Origin of the sequence: uncultured Deefgea sp. (assembly GCF_947072475.1) — a bacterium.
In the GTDB taxonomy this organism is placed as follows: domain Bacteria; phylum Pseudomonadota; class Gammaproteobacteria; order Burkholderiales; family Chitinibacteraceae; genus Deefgea.
The window spans coordinates 82,568-96,881 of record NZ_CAMTIA010000002.1 but is presented as its reverse complement, the minus strand read 5'-3'; the positions used below and the strand labels follow the sequence as shown (position 1 = coordinate 96,881).

Here is a 14,314-nt window from a genome sequence, read left to right as displayed (position 1 = left end):
TTACGACAAAAAGGGCCGATCTGAATCGGCCCTTTTTAATGGCTTAAATCATCAATGGTGTTTGTAACAAGCCAAAATGAGCGCAGACAGGTAAAATTGCCGCTTCATTTGAGGAAACATCATGTCCCACGCCGAAATCATTCAAACAACACAGCATTGGCTCGAGCAAGCGGTGATTGGTTTGAATTTGTGCCCCTTTGCAAAATCCGTCTATGTCAAAAATCAAATTCGCTACGTGGTGAGCGATGCAAAGCATTTGGATGGTTTTTTGGATGATTTGGATCGTGAACTGGACTTTTTGCAACACACACCGGCCGATGAAGTCGATACCACTTTATTGATTCATCCGAGTTTATTTCCGGATTTTGAAATTTTTAACGATGTTCAGGCGCAGGCAGAAGACATCGTACTCGAGCATGAACTCGATGGCGTGTTGCAAGTTGCGAGTTTTCATCCGGACTTTCAATTTGCAGGCACCGAGGCCAATGACATTAGTAACTACACCAATCGCGCGCCGTACCCCATCTTGCATTTGATTCGTGAAGACAGTATTGCGAAAGCGGTGGCGGCGTTTCCCAATCCCGATGTTATTTTTGAGCGCAATATCGCCACCTTGGAAAAAATCGGTCTCGCCGGTTGGTTGGCTTTGGGCCTAAAAGCCAGCGGTCAATAATGCGAATTTGGCTGGTTATTTTTAGTCTTTTCTTGGTCGCTTGTGGCAGTAATCCAGCTTCGGTTTCGGGGCCGACACCTGCTGGTTTTTATCGCGTGAAATCGGGCGATACCTTGTATCGAATTGCCAAAAATAATGATCAAAGCGTTGCCGAGTTGCAGCGCTGGAATCGCCTATCCAAAAACGATGATATTTTAGCGGGGCAACTCTTGCGTTTGACGCCGCCAGCGGGCAGTGTAAGTGCACCGAGTAAGCCTAGACCGACTCAGGCGCGGCCTCGGTTACCGGAGGTAAAACCACCGAGTAATGTGGGAATCGAGATGGTTTGGCCCAGCCAAGGACCGTTATTGTATGCTTATGCCCCGCCTCGCGTGAAAGGCATCGGGATCGGGGGCGCTTTAGGCGCGCCGATTGTCGCCGTTGCCGATGGCAAAGTGCTGTATTCCGGTGACGGGATCCGGGGTTATGGTTTGTTGCTGATTATTCAGCATGCGAAAGGCTATTTGACCGCTTATGCACATAATCAAAAGCTCTTGGTGAAAGAAGGTGCGCAAGTGAAGCAAGGTCAGGCGATTGCAGCAATGGGTAAAACCGGCACCGATCGTGTGAAACTGCATTTTGAAGTGCGTTATCAAGGCAAAACCATCAATCCGGTGAGTGCGCTGCCGAGTCGTTAATGCCCAGTTTGGGGTCGCATAAAACGATAAAAAATTTCATTTAGATTAAAGATCGCTCGTCAATTTAAGGCAGCGTGTTTCTGTGTACATTGAGGTGCGAAATGCAAGTAGCAGTGATTTCGGCGGTAGGCCTAAACCGTGTAATTGGCATCAATAATCAATTACCTTGGCGCTTGCCAGAAGACTTAAAGCATTTTAAAGCGTTGACCATGGGGAGCGTGATGCTCATGGGGCGTAAAACATTTGAGTCTTTACCGGGCTTATTGCCAGGCCGAGCGCATTGGGTCATTAGTCGTAACTCGCAATGGTCTGCTGAAGGCGCAACGGTATTTGCTGGGCTTCATGAGGCAATTGATGCGGCAAAAGCAGCGGGGCATGAACGGGTGTTTGTGATTGGTGGCGGTGAGATTTATCAGCAAAGCTTGGCGCTGGCCAATACGCTGTATTTGACCGAAGTGGCATTAAGCCCCGCAGGAGACGCATTCTTTCCTGAGTTTTCTTTGCAACAGTGGCAAGAGCAAAGTAGGGAACCGGGGCTGTCGAGCAAGGGGATTGAATATGCTTTTGTGTGTTATAAAAAGCTAAAATAATTCAGGCCGTATTTTTTGTGGTGCTGTTCAGATTACGTGTTGCTGGTTTTAAGTGCCTGCGGCACATTGTTTTACAGTCGCAGTCCGCGACGGGGACCCTCTTTCTTTGACTCGCCAAAGAAAGAGGGGGAAAGAAAGGCGCCCCGAGCGCGCCCAGCTCCGCTGTGCCCTCGATTGTCGTGAGCCAAACGATAAAACCGTTTGTCTCCCTTCCGCACTCGGTGCGCTTGAACGGGATTTTAAGCCCCAGCTCGACGAGCGCGGCACAGCATCAACAGCAAATCTGAATGCCGCATTTTTTGTAATGGTATATGCTGCTAGGCCTTTATTTGCAATACTTTGGTCGATATACCCATTAATTAATCCGAAATACTATTTCAGACTAAGCCAAATCATTGTCGTTGTTGACATAAAAAAAGCCGATCAATGATCGGCTTTTTACTGTATTAGGGCGTGCTTATTTTTGTTGCGCGCGTTCATAGCTGGTCATGATCTCAGCTTCAGCTGCGGCTTTGTCACCCCAGTCTTGTACTTTAACCCATTTGCCTTTTTCGAGCGCTTTGTAGTTTTCGAAATAATGCTTCACTTGCGCTAGCAATAATTCAGGCAAGTCAGCCAAAGTTTTGATGTGTGCATACATGGCACATACTTTTTCAACTGGCAAAGCAATGATTTTTGCATCGTAGCCAGATTCATCTTCCATGCCCAAAACACCGATGGCACGGCATTTGATGACCATGCCTGGGGCGAGTGGGAATGGTGTGTGCACTAAAACGTCAACAGGATCGCCATCGAGCGATAAAGTGTGTGGCACAAAACCGTAGTTCATTGGGTATGACATTGAAGTACCAACGAAACGGTCAACGATGATCGCGCCTGATTCTTTGTCAAATTCGTATTTCACTGGCGGTGCATTGGCTGGGATTTCGATGATAACGTTAAAGTCTTCTGGCAGATTTTTGCCGGCGGGGATCTTGCTGATGTCCATGATGGATTATCCTGAGTAGATGAAGCGAAAGAAAACCAACAGCATGCCGTCATCATTGTCCTTGCTAGGCAATACAATGGGTTGACGATTAGTTTTCAAATTTGGATTGATATAAAGCGTTAGATTATATCTTTCCCTTGAAGCTCTTGATAGTTTGCTGAACGGAAAATGTAGGGAAAGTACAAATATTGCACTGCAATAAGGGCGTGGCATACTGTTGCCCAGTCTACAATTGATTATTACTCCTTGAGGTTGCTCGCGATGAAACCCCACTATCTTGCCCCTTTGTTTGATCCTAACTCAGTTGCGGTGGTGGGCGCGTCAGATACGGTTGGCTCAGTTGGGTATTCGGTGACGAAAAATATTTTGGATGGGGGTTATGCTGGCGCGCTGTATGCGGTGAATCTCAAGCATAAAACGGTGCAGGGTTTGCCGGCAGTAAAAACGCTCAGTAAGATTACTAATCCTGTGGACTTGGCCATTCTGACGACACCCAGTCGTACGCTACTGAAATTGATCGAAGCGTGTGCTCAGCAAAATATTCGCCATGTAATGATTATGTCGTGCGATTTTGTTGGCCAAGATAAAGCCAGCCAAAAGCTACTGAATAAAATTCTACAGCTGGCCAAATCGCTCAATATTCGCATTTTAGGGCCATCGGTATTTGGCTATTGCCGCGTATCGAGTAAATTATTGGCGGCCAATTTTAAAGGCAAAATTAAAAGTGGCAGCTTGGCGGTGGTCTCGCAATCGTCTTCGGTGACCACGGCGATTTTAGATTGGGCTGAATTACACGACGTTGGTTTTTCTTCGGTGGTTTCTTTAGGCACCGCATCCGATATCGACGTGGGTGATGTGCTCGACTATTTGGTTGCCGACCCAAAAACCAAATCCATTTTGCTGTATATCGAAGAATTAAAAGACGCGCGTTTATTCATGTCGGCGCTACGCGCAGCGTCAAGATCCAAAGCGGTTTTGGCGTTAAAAGTCGGGCGTTATGAGCAAGAAATTAAAGTCGGCCGCACGCATTCCGAGCGCTTAATTAATCACAATGATGTGTTTGATGTGGCGCTGAAACGCGCGGGGGTGTTGCGTTTACGCTCGATCAATCAATTGTTCACCGCGATTCGAGTGATGGACGGCTCTTACCGTACCAAAGGCCGGCGTCTGGCGATTATTACCAACGGGATTGGTGCCGGTTTAATGGCGGTTGATCGCGCCAACGATTTGCATATTGCATTGCCGCAATTGACCGAGGCCACCATTGCCCAATTGCGGGAGCTATTGCCGCTGCAAAGCAGCGTTCACAATCCGGTGGATGTGTTGGGCGATGCCAATGCCGAGCGCTTTAAACTCGCTACTGAGTTGGTGATTAAAGACCCGAATATCGATGGCGTGTTGGTGGTGTTTACCCCGCAAGTCGGCACTGACGATATGGCGACGGCCGAGGCGATGATTGCGCTAAAGAAGACCACCGATAAACCGTTGCTATTGGCTTGGGTGGGCGGTAAAAAAATCGATGCCAGCCGAAAATTACTCGGCAAATCGCAAATGGCGTTTTTTAATGCGCCAGAAAGCGCGGTTGAAGTGTTTTATTCGCTGGCCGCATGGCAATACAATCAGCAATTGCTGCTACAAACGCCAAGTCCTTTGGGCGAAATGGAAGCGCCAGATCTCGAAACCGCGCAAATGATTATTAGCACCGTGTTGGCCAGTGGTCGTGAAGTACTCGATGAAGTCGAATCAAAAGCGATTTTACGCGCGTTTCATATCCCAGTTACGCTGACCATTCGGGCGCAATCGGTCGACGAGGCCGTGTCGGCCGCAATGGGTTTGGGCCTGCCGGTGGCGATGAAAATCGACGCCAAAGGCATATTGCATAAAACCGATATCGATGGCGTGGTGCTTAACCTTAATAGCTTGGTGCAGGTGGCAACCGAAGCCAGCAAAATGTTGTCGCGTGCGCAAGAGCGGCTCGGCGCCGAGAATGTGCGTGGCTTGGTGATTCAGCCTATGCATGGCAAAAAATCTGGCCGCGAGCTGATGGTTGGCGTTGGCCGTGATCGGGCGTTTGGTCCGGTGATTACTTTTGGTTATGGTGGGGTGACTGTTGAGGTATTTAATGACATCGCAGTGTCTTTGCCGCCGCTCAATGAATACCTCGCAGAAAATCTAATTAGCCGCACGCGTGTCAAAAAAATGCTCGCGCCATTTCGCAATTTGCCCGGCGTGGACATGGCGGCGGTGAAGGCGGTTTTACTGCGGGTTTCGGAGATGGTGTGCGAGTTTCCGCAAATTCAGCAGCTGGATATTAATCCGCTGATTGCCGATGAAAATGGCGTCATTGCCGTCGATGCAAGGATTGTTTTGGCGCCATTGGCTGAGCATGCGCGTCGCTATAGCCATATGGCGATTCACCCTTATCCGGCGCATTTGGCGCAGATTACGCAATTAAAAAATGGCTTACCGCTGGTTTTGCGGCCAATTCGTCCTGAAGATGCTGATTTGATTGCCTTATTTGTGAGTAAATTGTCTGAAGAGAGTCGCTATAACCGCTTTATGAGCACGTTAAAATCATTACCCCAAGCGATGCTGGCGCGTTTTACCCAGCTCGATTACACCCGAGAGATGGCGATTGTGGCGACGGTTGAAACCGGCGTGGGCACTGAAATCATTGGCGTTGCCCGTTTTAATGCCAATCCGGATCGAGATAGTTGCGAGTTTGCGGTGGTGATTAGTGATCAGTGGCAAGGAATGGGCTTGGGAGTGCGCTTAATGAATGCCTTGTTTATCGCTGCGCGAGATATGGGCTTATCGCTGATTGAAGGCGAGGTGTTAAGTAGCAATAAAACCATGCTCACCTTTATGAAGCATATGGGATTTAGTATTACCCGCCATGCGGAGGATGATAGCTTGAAGTGGGTGGTGAAGCGCTTACAGGACCCAGTTTAACTGCCTTTGGGCGGGGTTTTTTGTTGAAATAACTTGCAAATTCAAAAGCTTGTTACTTTTTTTAGTCATTATCTTGACAATTGCGTTGACTTTTGATTTTTCATGCCGTATATTCGCGGCACTAATTTGATTGAGCACATTGAATGCGACTTCACCTCGACGTGATGATCGCCAAGTGTTTAGTAGTTCCTCCCCAGCAAGCCTCCTCAGCTTATCTGCAAAGTTTCCTCGAAACGTGGTGCTCTTCTATTGGTGCTTTACCGTCCGGCTTTTGGGCGGAAATTGGCTTAGCAACCGTCAACAAGGTTAGCCGAGCCCCATAGTTTGGATTCCATAAATGACTAATCGTATGTTTGATTTTGATGTAGAAGCTCGCCCGTCCACTCGTTCTGCCGAGATGGAAGGTTGGTTTCAAATTGTAATTTGCCACGGCAATGCGCGTAAACCCGTTACCGATTGGCAGCCTGCGCCGTTAGCGCAACGTGCCACTGTGCATTCGGTGTTACAAGGTGCCGCAGCGCTTGCGCGTCAGCAAATTCAATCGCAGTTTCATTAATGATTGTTTGGCCATCGTGGCCAATATCATGATTTATTTGTCGTACCCAGCACACTCAAATCGGCAGTCCAGCGTTGGATTTTCCCGCTGTTGCCACTGAGTCGCGGCACTCATCAAGACGTAAATCACCTCTTAAAGCCAAGCATTTGCTTGGCTTTTTTCGTTGGCACGTTTCCTGCTTATGATTATTCGAACATCATGGAGTGTGGATATGTTAGGCCGTCTGGACGATTATTTTCGCAGTCAAGAAACCGCATTGAAATTGCGCAGTTACCGCCAAGAAATTTTGGGCTCCAATATCGCCAATGCCGATACGCCCAATTACAAAGCGCGGGATATTAACTTTAAAGCGGCTTTTGACGCCGCGCGTGCGCCGTCTGCGCCGACGCTGTTGCAAACCAGTAATCCACGCCATTTGCAGGCGAGTCAAACCGTTGATTTATTTGCGCCAGAGCGGCTGTATCGCAATGAGCAGCAACCATCGATTGATGGCAATACCGTTGATATGAATACCGAAATGAAAGAATTTACCGATAACGCTATTCGCTATCAAGCCGCAGTGACGTTTCTGACGCGGCGGATTGAGTCGATGAAATCCGCGTTAACGGGCCAATAAGGAATACATTAATGTCTCTGTTTCGTGTTTTTGATGTTGCATCGTCAGCCATGAATGCGCAGTCGGCGCGTTTGAATGTGGTGGCGAGCAATTTGGCTAACGCCAATTCAGTCACCAGCTCTGATGGGCAACCGTATCGGGCTAAACAGGTTGTATTTCAAGCTGCGCAGAGCAATACCCACAATGCGGCATCCGTTGGTGTAAAAGTTGCTGGGGTGATCGAAGATCAATCACCACCGCGCTTGGTTTACGATCCGAAGAGTCCGTTTGCCGATGCCAATGGCTATATCGCCATGCCCAATGTCAGTGTGATCGAAGAAATGACCAATATGATTTCAGCGTCACGCTCGTATCAAACCAATGTCGATGTAATGAATACAGCAAAAACTTTGCTGATGCGCACCTTGTCGATCGGTCAAGCTTAAGGAGAATCATCATGGCTACGGCACCTGTTAATAATAATTTTGATTACACCTCTTTAAATACCAAAAACAATAAAGTCAAAACAGCGGCTGAAGAGCAGCAAGATAGCTTTATGAAGTTACTGGTGAAGCAATTGCAAACGCAAGACCCGATGAACCCAATGGATAACGCGCAAACCACCAGTCAAATGGCGCAGATCAATACCGTAACCGGGATTGGCAAGCTCAATGAAACCATGATGCAGATGCAATCGCTATATGCTGGAACGCAAGTGATGCAAGCGGCAAATCTGATCGGCAAAGAAGTCCTTACCCCCGGCAAAGGCTTCCATTTTGACGGTGCGGGCAAGGTGGATTTGCGGATGAATATTCCCGATGGTGCGAGTGGTGCAGTATTGAGTGTATTTAATAAAGATGGCGTTGAAGTGGCCAAAATCCCTTCCAGCAGCACCACGCCGGGCTTGGCACAGGTGGAATGGGATGGCAAAAAAGCCGATGGTAGCTTATTGCCCGCTGGTGAATATACGGTAGCCGCCAAGGGACAAAAAGATGGCAAGGAAATTGCTTTAGATACGGTAACTTGGCAAGTCGCTAAATCAGTTGAATTCGGTAGTGCTGGCGTTGGTGTGTATTTGGCCAATGGCAATAAAACGGGTTTTGGTGATGTGATTCAGATTCGCGCCGCTGGTAGCAGCAATAACGCATAAAAGTAGGGGAATATCATGGGCTTTCAACAAGGTTTAAGTGGTTTGGGCGCATCGGCAAAAAGCTTGGATGTGATCGGCAATAACGTGGCCAATGCCAATACGGTGGGTTTTAAGGGCGCTCGCGCTGAGTTTTCCGATATTTATGCCAGTACCTTTGGCTCTTCGTCCAATATTGCCGGTATCGGTGCTAAGAACCAAACGATTGCGCAGCAATTTGGTCAAGGCAATACCACGTCGACTAATAACCCCTTAGATATTGCCATCACCGGCAATGGTTTTTTTCGGATGCAAGATCCAACTGGCACGATTAGTTACGCCCGTAATGGTCAGTTTCAATTAGATAAAAATGGCTTTATTGTCAATAATGCCCAGTTACTAACCGGTTGGCCGGTGGATCGTGGAACGGGTCAAGTATTGGCGGGCTCGACCCCACAACCGATTCAGTTGCAGTTTTCGAATATCGGCGCGCGCCAAACGGGCGGCTCTGGCGTGACGGGGGCTGGTTTGAACTTGGGTTTAAACCTCAACGCTAACGATAAAGTGTTACCAGCAACAACCGCTTTTTCATCGACTGATCCAACCACTTACAATTACTCAACGTCAGCAACGGTGTACGACTCTTTGGGCGGCACCCACACGCAAACGTTTTATTTCCGTAAAAATGTACCGCCAGCTACGCCGACCGTACCACCAACGAGTACTTGGCAAGTGCATTACGCTTTAGATGGTAAAGACGTCAATGTGGATGGCACTTTAGGTGCGCAAGCGGCAGCAACAATGAAAGCTGGCACTACAGCTGCGGCGGTGACCGTACCTCCAGCAACGGCAGCGTCGGTGAATGCTGCAATTCAAGCTGCTGTGGCGACTGATAATACCGCCGGTGCGACCGCCGTGGCGACCGCCGCTGCAACGGCAGCAGCTGCGGCAGGGGCAACGCCCGCTTCGGTCTTGGCCGCTGCACAAGTTGCGAATTCTGCGCTGTATTCATCGAGTTCAATTACATTTGATGCCAATGGCCGCCCAATAGGCATGCCGGTTGGCGGCACGAATTTTACCGTGACTGCAGCGGGGCTTAATAACGGTTCAAACGGCTTGAATTTTCAAATGTATTTTGATAAATCAACGCAGTTTGGTAGCCCGTATTCGGTGAGTACGCTGACGCAAGATGGCTATACCGATGGTATTTTGACTGGGATTTCAGTCAATAAAGACGGGATGGTGCAAGGTCGTTATTCCAATGGCCAAACGCGTAATGTGGCGCAGATTGTGTTGTCTTCGTTTACCAATGTGCAGGGTATGCAGCCATTAGGGGACAATCGCTGGGCGGAGTCGTCGGCTTCAGGTCAGCCACTCACTAATGCGCCGGGTTCAGGCAGTACCGGTTTGCTGCAGTCCGCCTCTGTTGAGGATTCGAATGTCGATTTAACCAGTGAATTGGTGAATTTAATAACTGCGCAGCGCAATTATCAAGCCAACTCACAAACGATTAAAGCGCAAGATACCATTTTGCAAACCATCGTTAACTTGCGTTAATAGAGAGATATGGATCGTTTAATTTACGTGGCAATGACCGGCGCTAAGCAAACCGAAAATCGGCAATCGACCGTGGCGAATAATTTGGCCAATGCCAATACCACCGGTTTTCGGGCGGATTTAGCGGCGTTTCGTGCGGTTCCGGTGATTGGCGGCCCCGGTTTGGCCACACGCGCATTTGCTGTTGAGCAAAGTACGGGTTCTGATTTAAGCCAAGGTTCTTTTCAGCAAACCGGCCGTGAGCTGGATGCGGCAATTAACGACGATGGCTGGTTTGCAGTACAAAGTGCCTCTGGCGAAGCGTATACCCGCAATGGTAATTTTGTGGTTGATGCCAGCGGGATGCTCAAAACCTATACCGGTTTGATCGTTGAAGGGGATAGTGGTCCGTTAACCATTCCAGAAAACACCCAAGCCTCGATTGCGGCCGATGGGACGGTGTCGGCGATTGATTTGGCCAATCCGGCGCAAGCGGTGGAAATTGGCCGCTTAAAGTTGGTCAATCCCGCAGCGGCAGAAATGGAAAAAGGCCTGGATGGTTTATTTCGCCGCCGCAATGGCGAAGCTGGACAGTCCGATCCCAACGTGCGCTTGGCTGTGGGCGGTATCGAGGGGAGTAATGTGAATGCGGTGGATCAATTGGTGACGATGATTGCCACGCAACGCCATTACGATATGCAAATTAAATTATTACAAACTGCCGAGCAGAACTCACGTTCTGCCGCTTCGATTTTATCGTTGAACGGTTAAGTATTCGATAAGGAATAAAGCCTCATGTTTCGCTCATTATTGACCGCAAAAACCGGCATGGACGCCATGCAGTTTAATGTGGATGTGATCTCGAATAACTTAGCCAATGTGAGTACCACCGGCTTTAAGCGAGAGCGTCCGGTTTTTCAGGATTTGCTCTATCAAAATTTACGTCAGGCCGGGGCTGCCACTAGCCAATCCACTCAATTGCCAACGGGTTTGGATGTCGGCACTGGGGTGAGCCCAGTCGCGACTGCGCGTATTTTTATGCAAGGTAATCTGCAGTTGACCGATGGGCCATTGGATATGGCGATTAATGGCGCTGGTTTTTTTCAAATTGCGATGCCGGATGGTAAAACGGCATACACCCGCGACGGTAGTTTTCAAGTCGATAACCAAGGTACGGTGGTGACCTCCAATGGTTATCCTTTAGAACCGGCGCTGCAAGTTCCCTTGGGAACAACTAAGGTGACGATCGCCAAAGATGGTACTGTGACGGCAATCATTAATAATGATGCCGCCGCGCCAGCTCAATTGGGCAATATTCAATTGGCTACCTTCATTAACCCTCCGGGTTTGCAGGCGGTTGGCGGTAATTTATATCTAGAAACGGCGGCCAGTGGTGCGCCAACAGTGGGTACGCCCGGCACTAATAGTCTTGGCGCGCTCAATCAAGGTTATGTTGAAGCGTCGAATGTGAATGTGACCGAAGAATTAATTAATATGATTCAAGCTCAGCGGGCGTATGAAATGAATTCTCGTTCTGTGCGAACGTCGGACGAAATGCTGCAAAAACTGGGTACTTTGTAAGGTGTCGATATTGTTTAAATTGACTCAGCTGCGCAGCCTACTGGCTGGATGCTTATTATTGAATTTAGCGGCTTGCGTTGCGCCGCAGTCGATTGTGACGCAGCCAGTCAGCGCTCGCCCGCAACAAAATGTACTCACGCAAGCCAATAATGGCGCGATTTTTCAATCGGGTACGGCCAAATTGCTGTTTGAAGAGCCGGTGGCGCGGCGCATTGGTGATATCTTAATTATTGCCATCGAAGAAAACCTATCTGCAGTCAATTCGGCCAATAGTGGTGCTAATCGCTCAGGTACTTTGTCATTGGGTGGGTCGACGAGTTTGCCGTATATGCCCGGAGCGATTGAAAAACTACTGTCTGGTAAAGCCGACATCACGTCTGAAAATACCTTTGCTGGCAAAGGTCAAACCAATAGTAGCAACACCTTTAAAGGCACGATTGCGGTGACGGTGGTGGATGTATTGGCCAATGGAAACTTAGTCTTGGGCGGTGAAAAGCAGATTGCCGTGAATGGGCAAACCAGCTTGATTCGTTTTTCGGGTATCGTTAATCCAAACGATATTCGGGCGGGCAACACGATTTCGTCGACTCGGGTGGCTGATGCGCGCATTGAACAAGTCGGTCAAGGCGCGATTGCTGACGCTAACACCATGGGTTGGATGCAGCGTGCTTTTATGTCGATTTGGCCATTTTAAGCGGGTTTAAAGGAAAATAATGCGCCATTTATTGCTAGTTTTGCTGTGTTGCACGTCGATGTTGAGTATGGCCGAGCCGTTAAAGCAGCTCGCTAGTTTTGCCGGCGTACGAAACAATCAATTGGTGGGGTATGGCCTTGTCGTTGGCTTGGACGGTACTGGCGATCAAACCACGCAAACGCCGTTTACAGTGCAGTCGATCCTAAACATGCTCACCAATCTTGGCGTGCAAGTGCCTACGGGCGGCAATTTGCAGCTAAAAAACGTCGCCACCGTGATGGTGACCGCCACTTTGCCGCCGTTTGCGCGGCCAGGTCAGCCTTTGGATGTGGTGGTTTCTTCGATTGGTAATGCCAAAAGTTTGCGCGGCGGCACTTTATTAATGGCACCGCTCAAAGGTGCGGACGGGCAAATTTATGCCATGGCGCAAGGCAATTTAATTGTCGCTGGTGCTGGTGCTGCCGCGGCTGGTACTAGCGTGCAAGTGAATCAATTGGCAACTGGCTTGGTGCCAGCAGGGGCAACCGTTGAGCGAGCCGTACCGACTTCATTGGGCAATGGCGAATTTGTTCAGCTTGAGTTATTGCAAACTGATTTTTCAACAGCAAGTCGTGTGGTGAATGCGATTAATGGCCAAATTGGCGCGGTGGCCACTGCGCTCGATGGTCGGGTGATTCAGGTGCGCGCGCCGCAAGATCCCAATCAACGCGTGGCTTTTTTGGCACGTTTAGAAACTATCGATGTGACGCCAGCCAAAAGTAATCCCAAAGTGATTATTAATGCACGAACGGGGTCGATTGTGATGAACCAAGCGGTCACGGTTGAGGCGTGTGCGATTGCACATGGCAATTTAACCGTGACGATATTGGCAGAAAATGCCGTGGCGCAGCCTAATGCACTGGCGGGTGGCGCGACTAAGCGAATTGAAAACGCCGAAATTCAAATTGAAACCGGTAAGGGGCCCATCGTAAGGGTACCGAAGGCTACTTCGCTGAATCAAGTGGTTAGGGCGCTGAACGCCGTCGGCGCAACGCCGCAAGATTTATTGGCCATTTTGCAAGCCATGAAAGCGGCCGGTGCATTAAATGCGGTGATTGAAGTGATTTAGTCTATTGCGGTATGAGTCTGCGATTTACATCTGGGTATATGTGTATTGGCATTTATATGTAAAGCCTGCGCGCATATACCCAACTTTATTTTAAGCGTTGCTATAAAAATCACCCCCCCAGTGATAACAGTCCACTCCCAAAAAAAATTACAAAAAATGAAGGCAGCGTGATCTTGTTGCGCTTGGTGCTTTATATCTTTTTCCTCACAAAATCAGTTCTCAATACCAATCGGCATACTCTTTGCTTATGGGTTAATAACCTAAGCTATTGATGTACTCGGAGCCGACTGTGAACTCAGCCAGTAATGCTATTCAAAACACCCTTGCCATTGATCCTAAAGCGGTGAATCAGTTGCGCGTGGCCAATCGAGCTGACTCGGCGGCGGGCGCAAAAGCGGTGGCCCAGCAATTTGAGGCGCTCTTGATGCAGCAAATGCTGTCATCGATGCGTTCGGCTGCGCCGACCGATAGCATGAATGACAGCAGCAGCGTTGAGATGTTTCGGGGCATGCACGATCAGCAGCTCACGCAAATGTGGGCCAATCAGGGTGGGGTGGGTTTGGCCGAGGTGATTATGCGGCAGATTCAAGTACAGCAAAATCCCGCTTTATTACAGCAACCACTGCATCGTGGTGTGAATCCATTGATGGATCAGGGCTTGGATTACCGGAACGTTAAAACCGTTCCGCTGGCGGCAAGCGCGGTCGCGGCAAAAACTGCCGCTATGCCGACTGATCTTGCCGATGGCGCAAGGTCTGGCGCGGCTGACTTTATCAAAAAAATCAGCGCTGCGGCGCAAAGTACCGCCAGCACATTGGGCGTGGCGCCGCATTTATTGCTGGCGCATGCTGCGCTAGAAACCGGCTGGGGTAAAAAAACGCTGAATGATGCCGCTGGGAATGATTCATTTAATTTATTTGGTATTAAGGCGGGAAGTAGCTGGAAAGGAAAAACCGTTGATGTGTTGACGACTGAGTTTGTCGATGGCGCGGCGCAAAAACGGGTGGAAAAATTTCGTGCTTACGATTCATATCAAGATGCGTTTGCTGACTATGCCAGTGTAATGAAGCGACGCTTTGGCGATGCTTTAGAGCAAGGCAGCGATGCGCTGGGTTTTGGTAAGGCCTTGGCCAAAGAGGGCTATGCTACCGATCCGCAATATGCACAAAAATTCGCGCGCGTTGCCGACAGCGTGGTGGCGCGCTTAGGTGCTCAAAATTCAAGATTGGGCGCTTAAC

15 protein-coding genes are annotated in these 14,314 nt (G+C 49.1%); 14 read left to right on the top strand and 1 reads right to left on the bottom strand.

Going from position 1 to position 14,314, the window contains the following annotated elements; all coding sequences use genetic code 11:
- Nucleotides 1-121: 121 nt before the first annotated feature.
- The 3 genes from Q0V82_RS01700 to Q0V82_RS01690 all read left to right on the top strand — a co-directional run bounded on the left by Q0V82_RS01700 (nt 122) and on the right by Q0V82_RS01690 (nt 1,940).
- Nucleotides 122-673: a DUF1415 domain-containing protein gene (locus Q0V82_RS01700; protein WP_297572135.1), complete on the top strand. Its 552-nt coding sequence runs from the start codon at nt 122-124 to the stop codon at nt 671-673.
- A complete protein-coding gene (locus Q0V82_RS01695; RefSeq protein ID WP_297572134.1) occupies nt 673-1,350 on the top strand; it encodes a murein hydrolase activator EnvC in 678 nt (225 codons plus the stop codon). Before Q0V82_RS01700 ends, Q0V82_RS01695 begins: the two co-directional genes overlap by 1 nt.
- 101 nt (nt 1,351-1,451) lie before the next feature.
- Nucleotides 1,452-1,940, top strand: coding sequence for a dihydrofolate reductase (locus Q0V82_RS01690; RefSeq protein ID WP_297572133.1), 489 nt, complete (start codon nt 1,452-1,454; stop codon nt 1,938-1,940).
- A 457-nt stretch (nt 1,941-2,397) separates the two neighbouring features.
- On the opposite strand, the gene ppa is transcribed toward Q0V82_RS01690, so the two are convergent.
- On the bottom strand, nt 2,398-2,928 hold the full coding sequence (gene ppa / locus Q0V82_RS01685; protein ID WP_226763541.1) for an inorganic diphosphatase: 531 nt from the start codon (nt 2,926-2,928) through the stop codon (nt 2,398-2,400).
- A gap of 261 nt (nt 2,929-3,189) precedes the next feature.
- Between ppa and Q0V82_RS01680 the strand changes: the two genes are divergently transcribed.
- From Q0V82_RS01680 to flgJ, 11 genes are all read left to right on the top strand, one after another.
- The gene (locus Q0V82_RS01680) at nt 3,190-5,880 is read left to right on the top strand and encodes a bifunctional acetate--CoA ligase family protein/GNAT family N-acetyltransferase (protein ID WP_297572132.1); all 2,691 of its coding nucleotides are present in this window, start codon (nt 3,190-3,192) and stop codon (nt 5,878-5,880) included.
- 337 nt (nt 5,881-6,217) lie between these two features.
- Complete coding sequence (locus tag Q0V82_RS01675) at nt 6,218-6,436, top strand: hypothetical protein (protein ID WP_221022426.1); 219 nt, start codon at nt 6,218-6,220, stop codon at nt 6,434-6,436.
- 211 nt (nt 6,437-6,647) lie between these two features.
- On the top strand, nt 6,648-7,052 hold the full coding sequence (gene flgB / locus Q0V82_RS01670; protein WP_297572131.1) for a flagellar basal body rod protein FlgB: 405 nt from the start codon (nt 6,648-6,650) through the stop codon (nt 7,050-7,052).
- 11 nt (nt 7,053-7,063) lie between these two features.
- Nucleotides 7,064-7,477, top strand: a complete 414-nt coding sequence (flgC, locus tag Q0V82_RS01665; RefSeq protein WP_226763544.1) for a flagellar basal body rod protein FlgC — start codon at nt 7,064-7,066, stop codon at nt 7,475-7,477.
- Between the two features lie 11 nt (nt 7,478-7,488).
- Nucleotides 7,489-8,181, top strand: coding sequence for a flagellar hook assembly protein FlgD (locus Q0V82_RS01660; RefSeq protein ID WP_297572129.1), 693 nt, complete (start codon nt 7,489-7,491; stop codon nt 8,179-8,181).
- A 15-nt stretch (nt 8,182-8,196) separates the two neighbouring features.
- Nucleotides 8,197-9,714 carry a flagellar hook protein FlgE gene (locus Q0V82_RS01655; protein ID WP_297572128.1) on the top strand — a complete coding sequence of 506 codons (1,518 nt, stop codon included), beginning with the start codon at nt 8,197-8,199 and terminating at the stop codon, nt 9,712-9,714.
- Nucleotides 9,715-9,723: 9 nt separating this feature from the next.
- Entirely contained in the window at nt 9,724-10,464 is a 741-nt protein-coding gene (flgF, locus tag Q0V82_RS01650) for a flagellar basal-body rod protein FlgF (RefSeq protein WP_297572127.1), read from the top strand.
- Between the two features lie 24 nt (nt 10,465-10,488).
- A complete protein-coding gene (flgG, locus tag Q0V82_RS01645; RefSeq protein WP_297572126.1) occupies nt 10,489-11,274 on the top strand; it encodes a flagellar basal-body rod protein FlgG in 786 nt (261 codons plus the stop codon).
- Between the two features lie 10 nt (nt 11,275-11,284).
- Entirely contained in the window at nt 11,285-11,968 is a 684-nt protein-coding gene (locus tag Q0V82_RS01640) for a flagellar basal body L-ring protein FlgH (protein WP_297572125.1), read from the top strand.
- Between the two features lie 19 nt (nt 11,969-11,987).
- Complete coding sequence (locus Q0V82_RS01635; protein WP_297572124.1) at nt 11,988-13,076, top strand: flagellar basal body P-ring protein FlgI; 1,089 nt, start codon at nt 11,988-11,990, stop codon at nt 13,074-13,076.
- Nucleotides 13,077-13,365: 289 nt separating this feature from the next.
- Entirely contained in the window at nt 13,366-14,313 is a 948-nt protein-coding gene (gene flgJ, locus Q0V82_RS01630; protein ID WP_297572123.1) for a flagellar assembly peptidoglycan hydrolase FlgJ, read from the top strand.
- Nucleotide 14,314 lies beyond the last annotated feature (1 nt).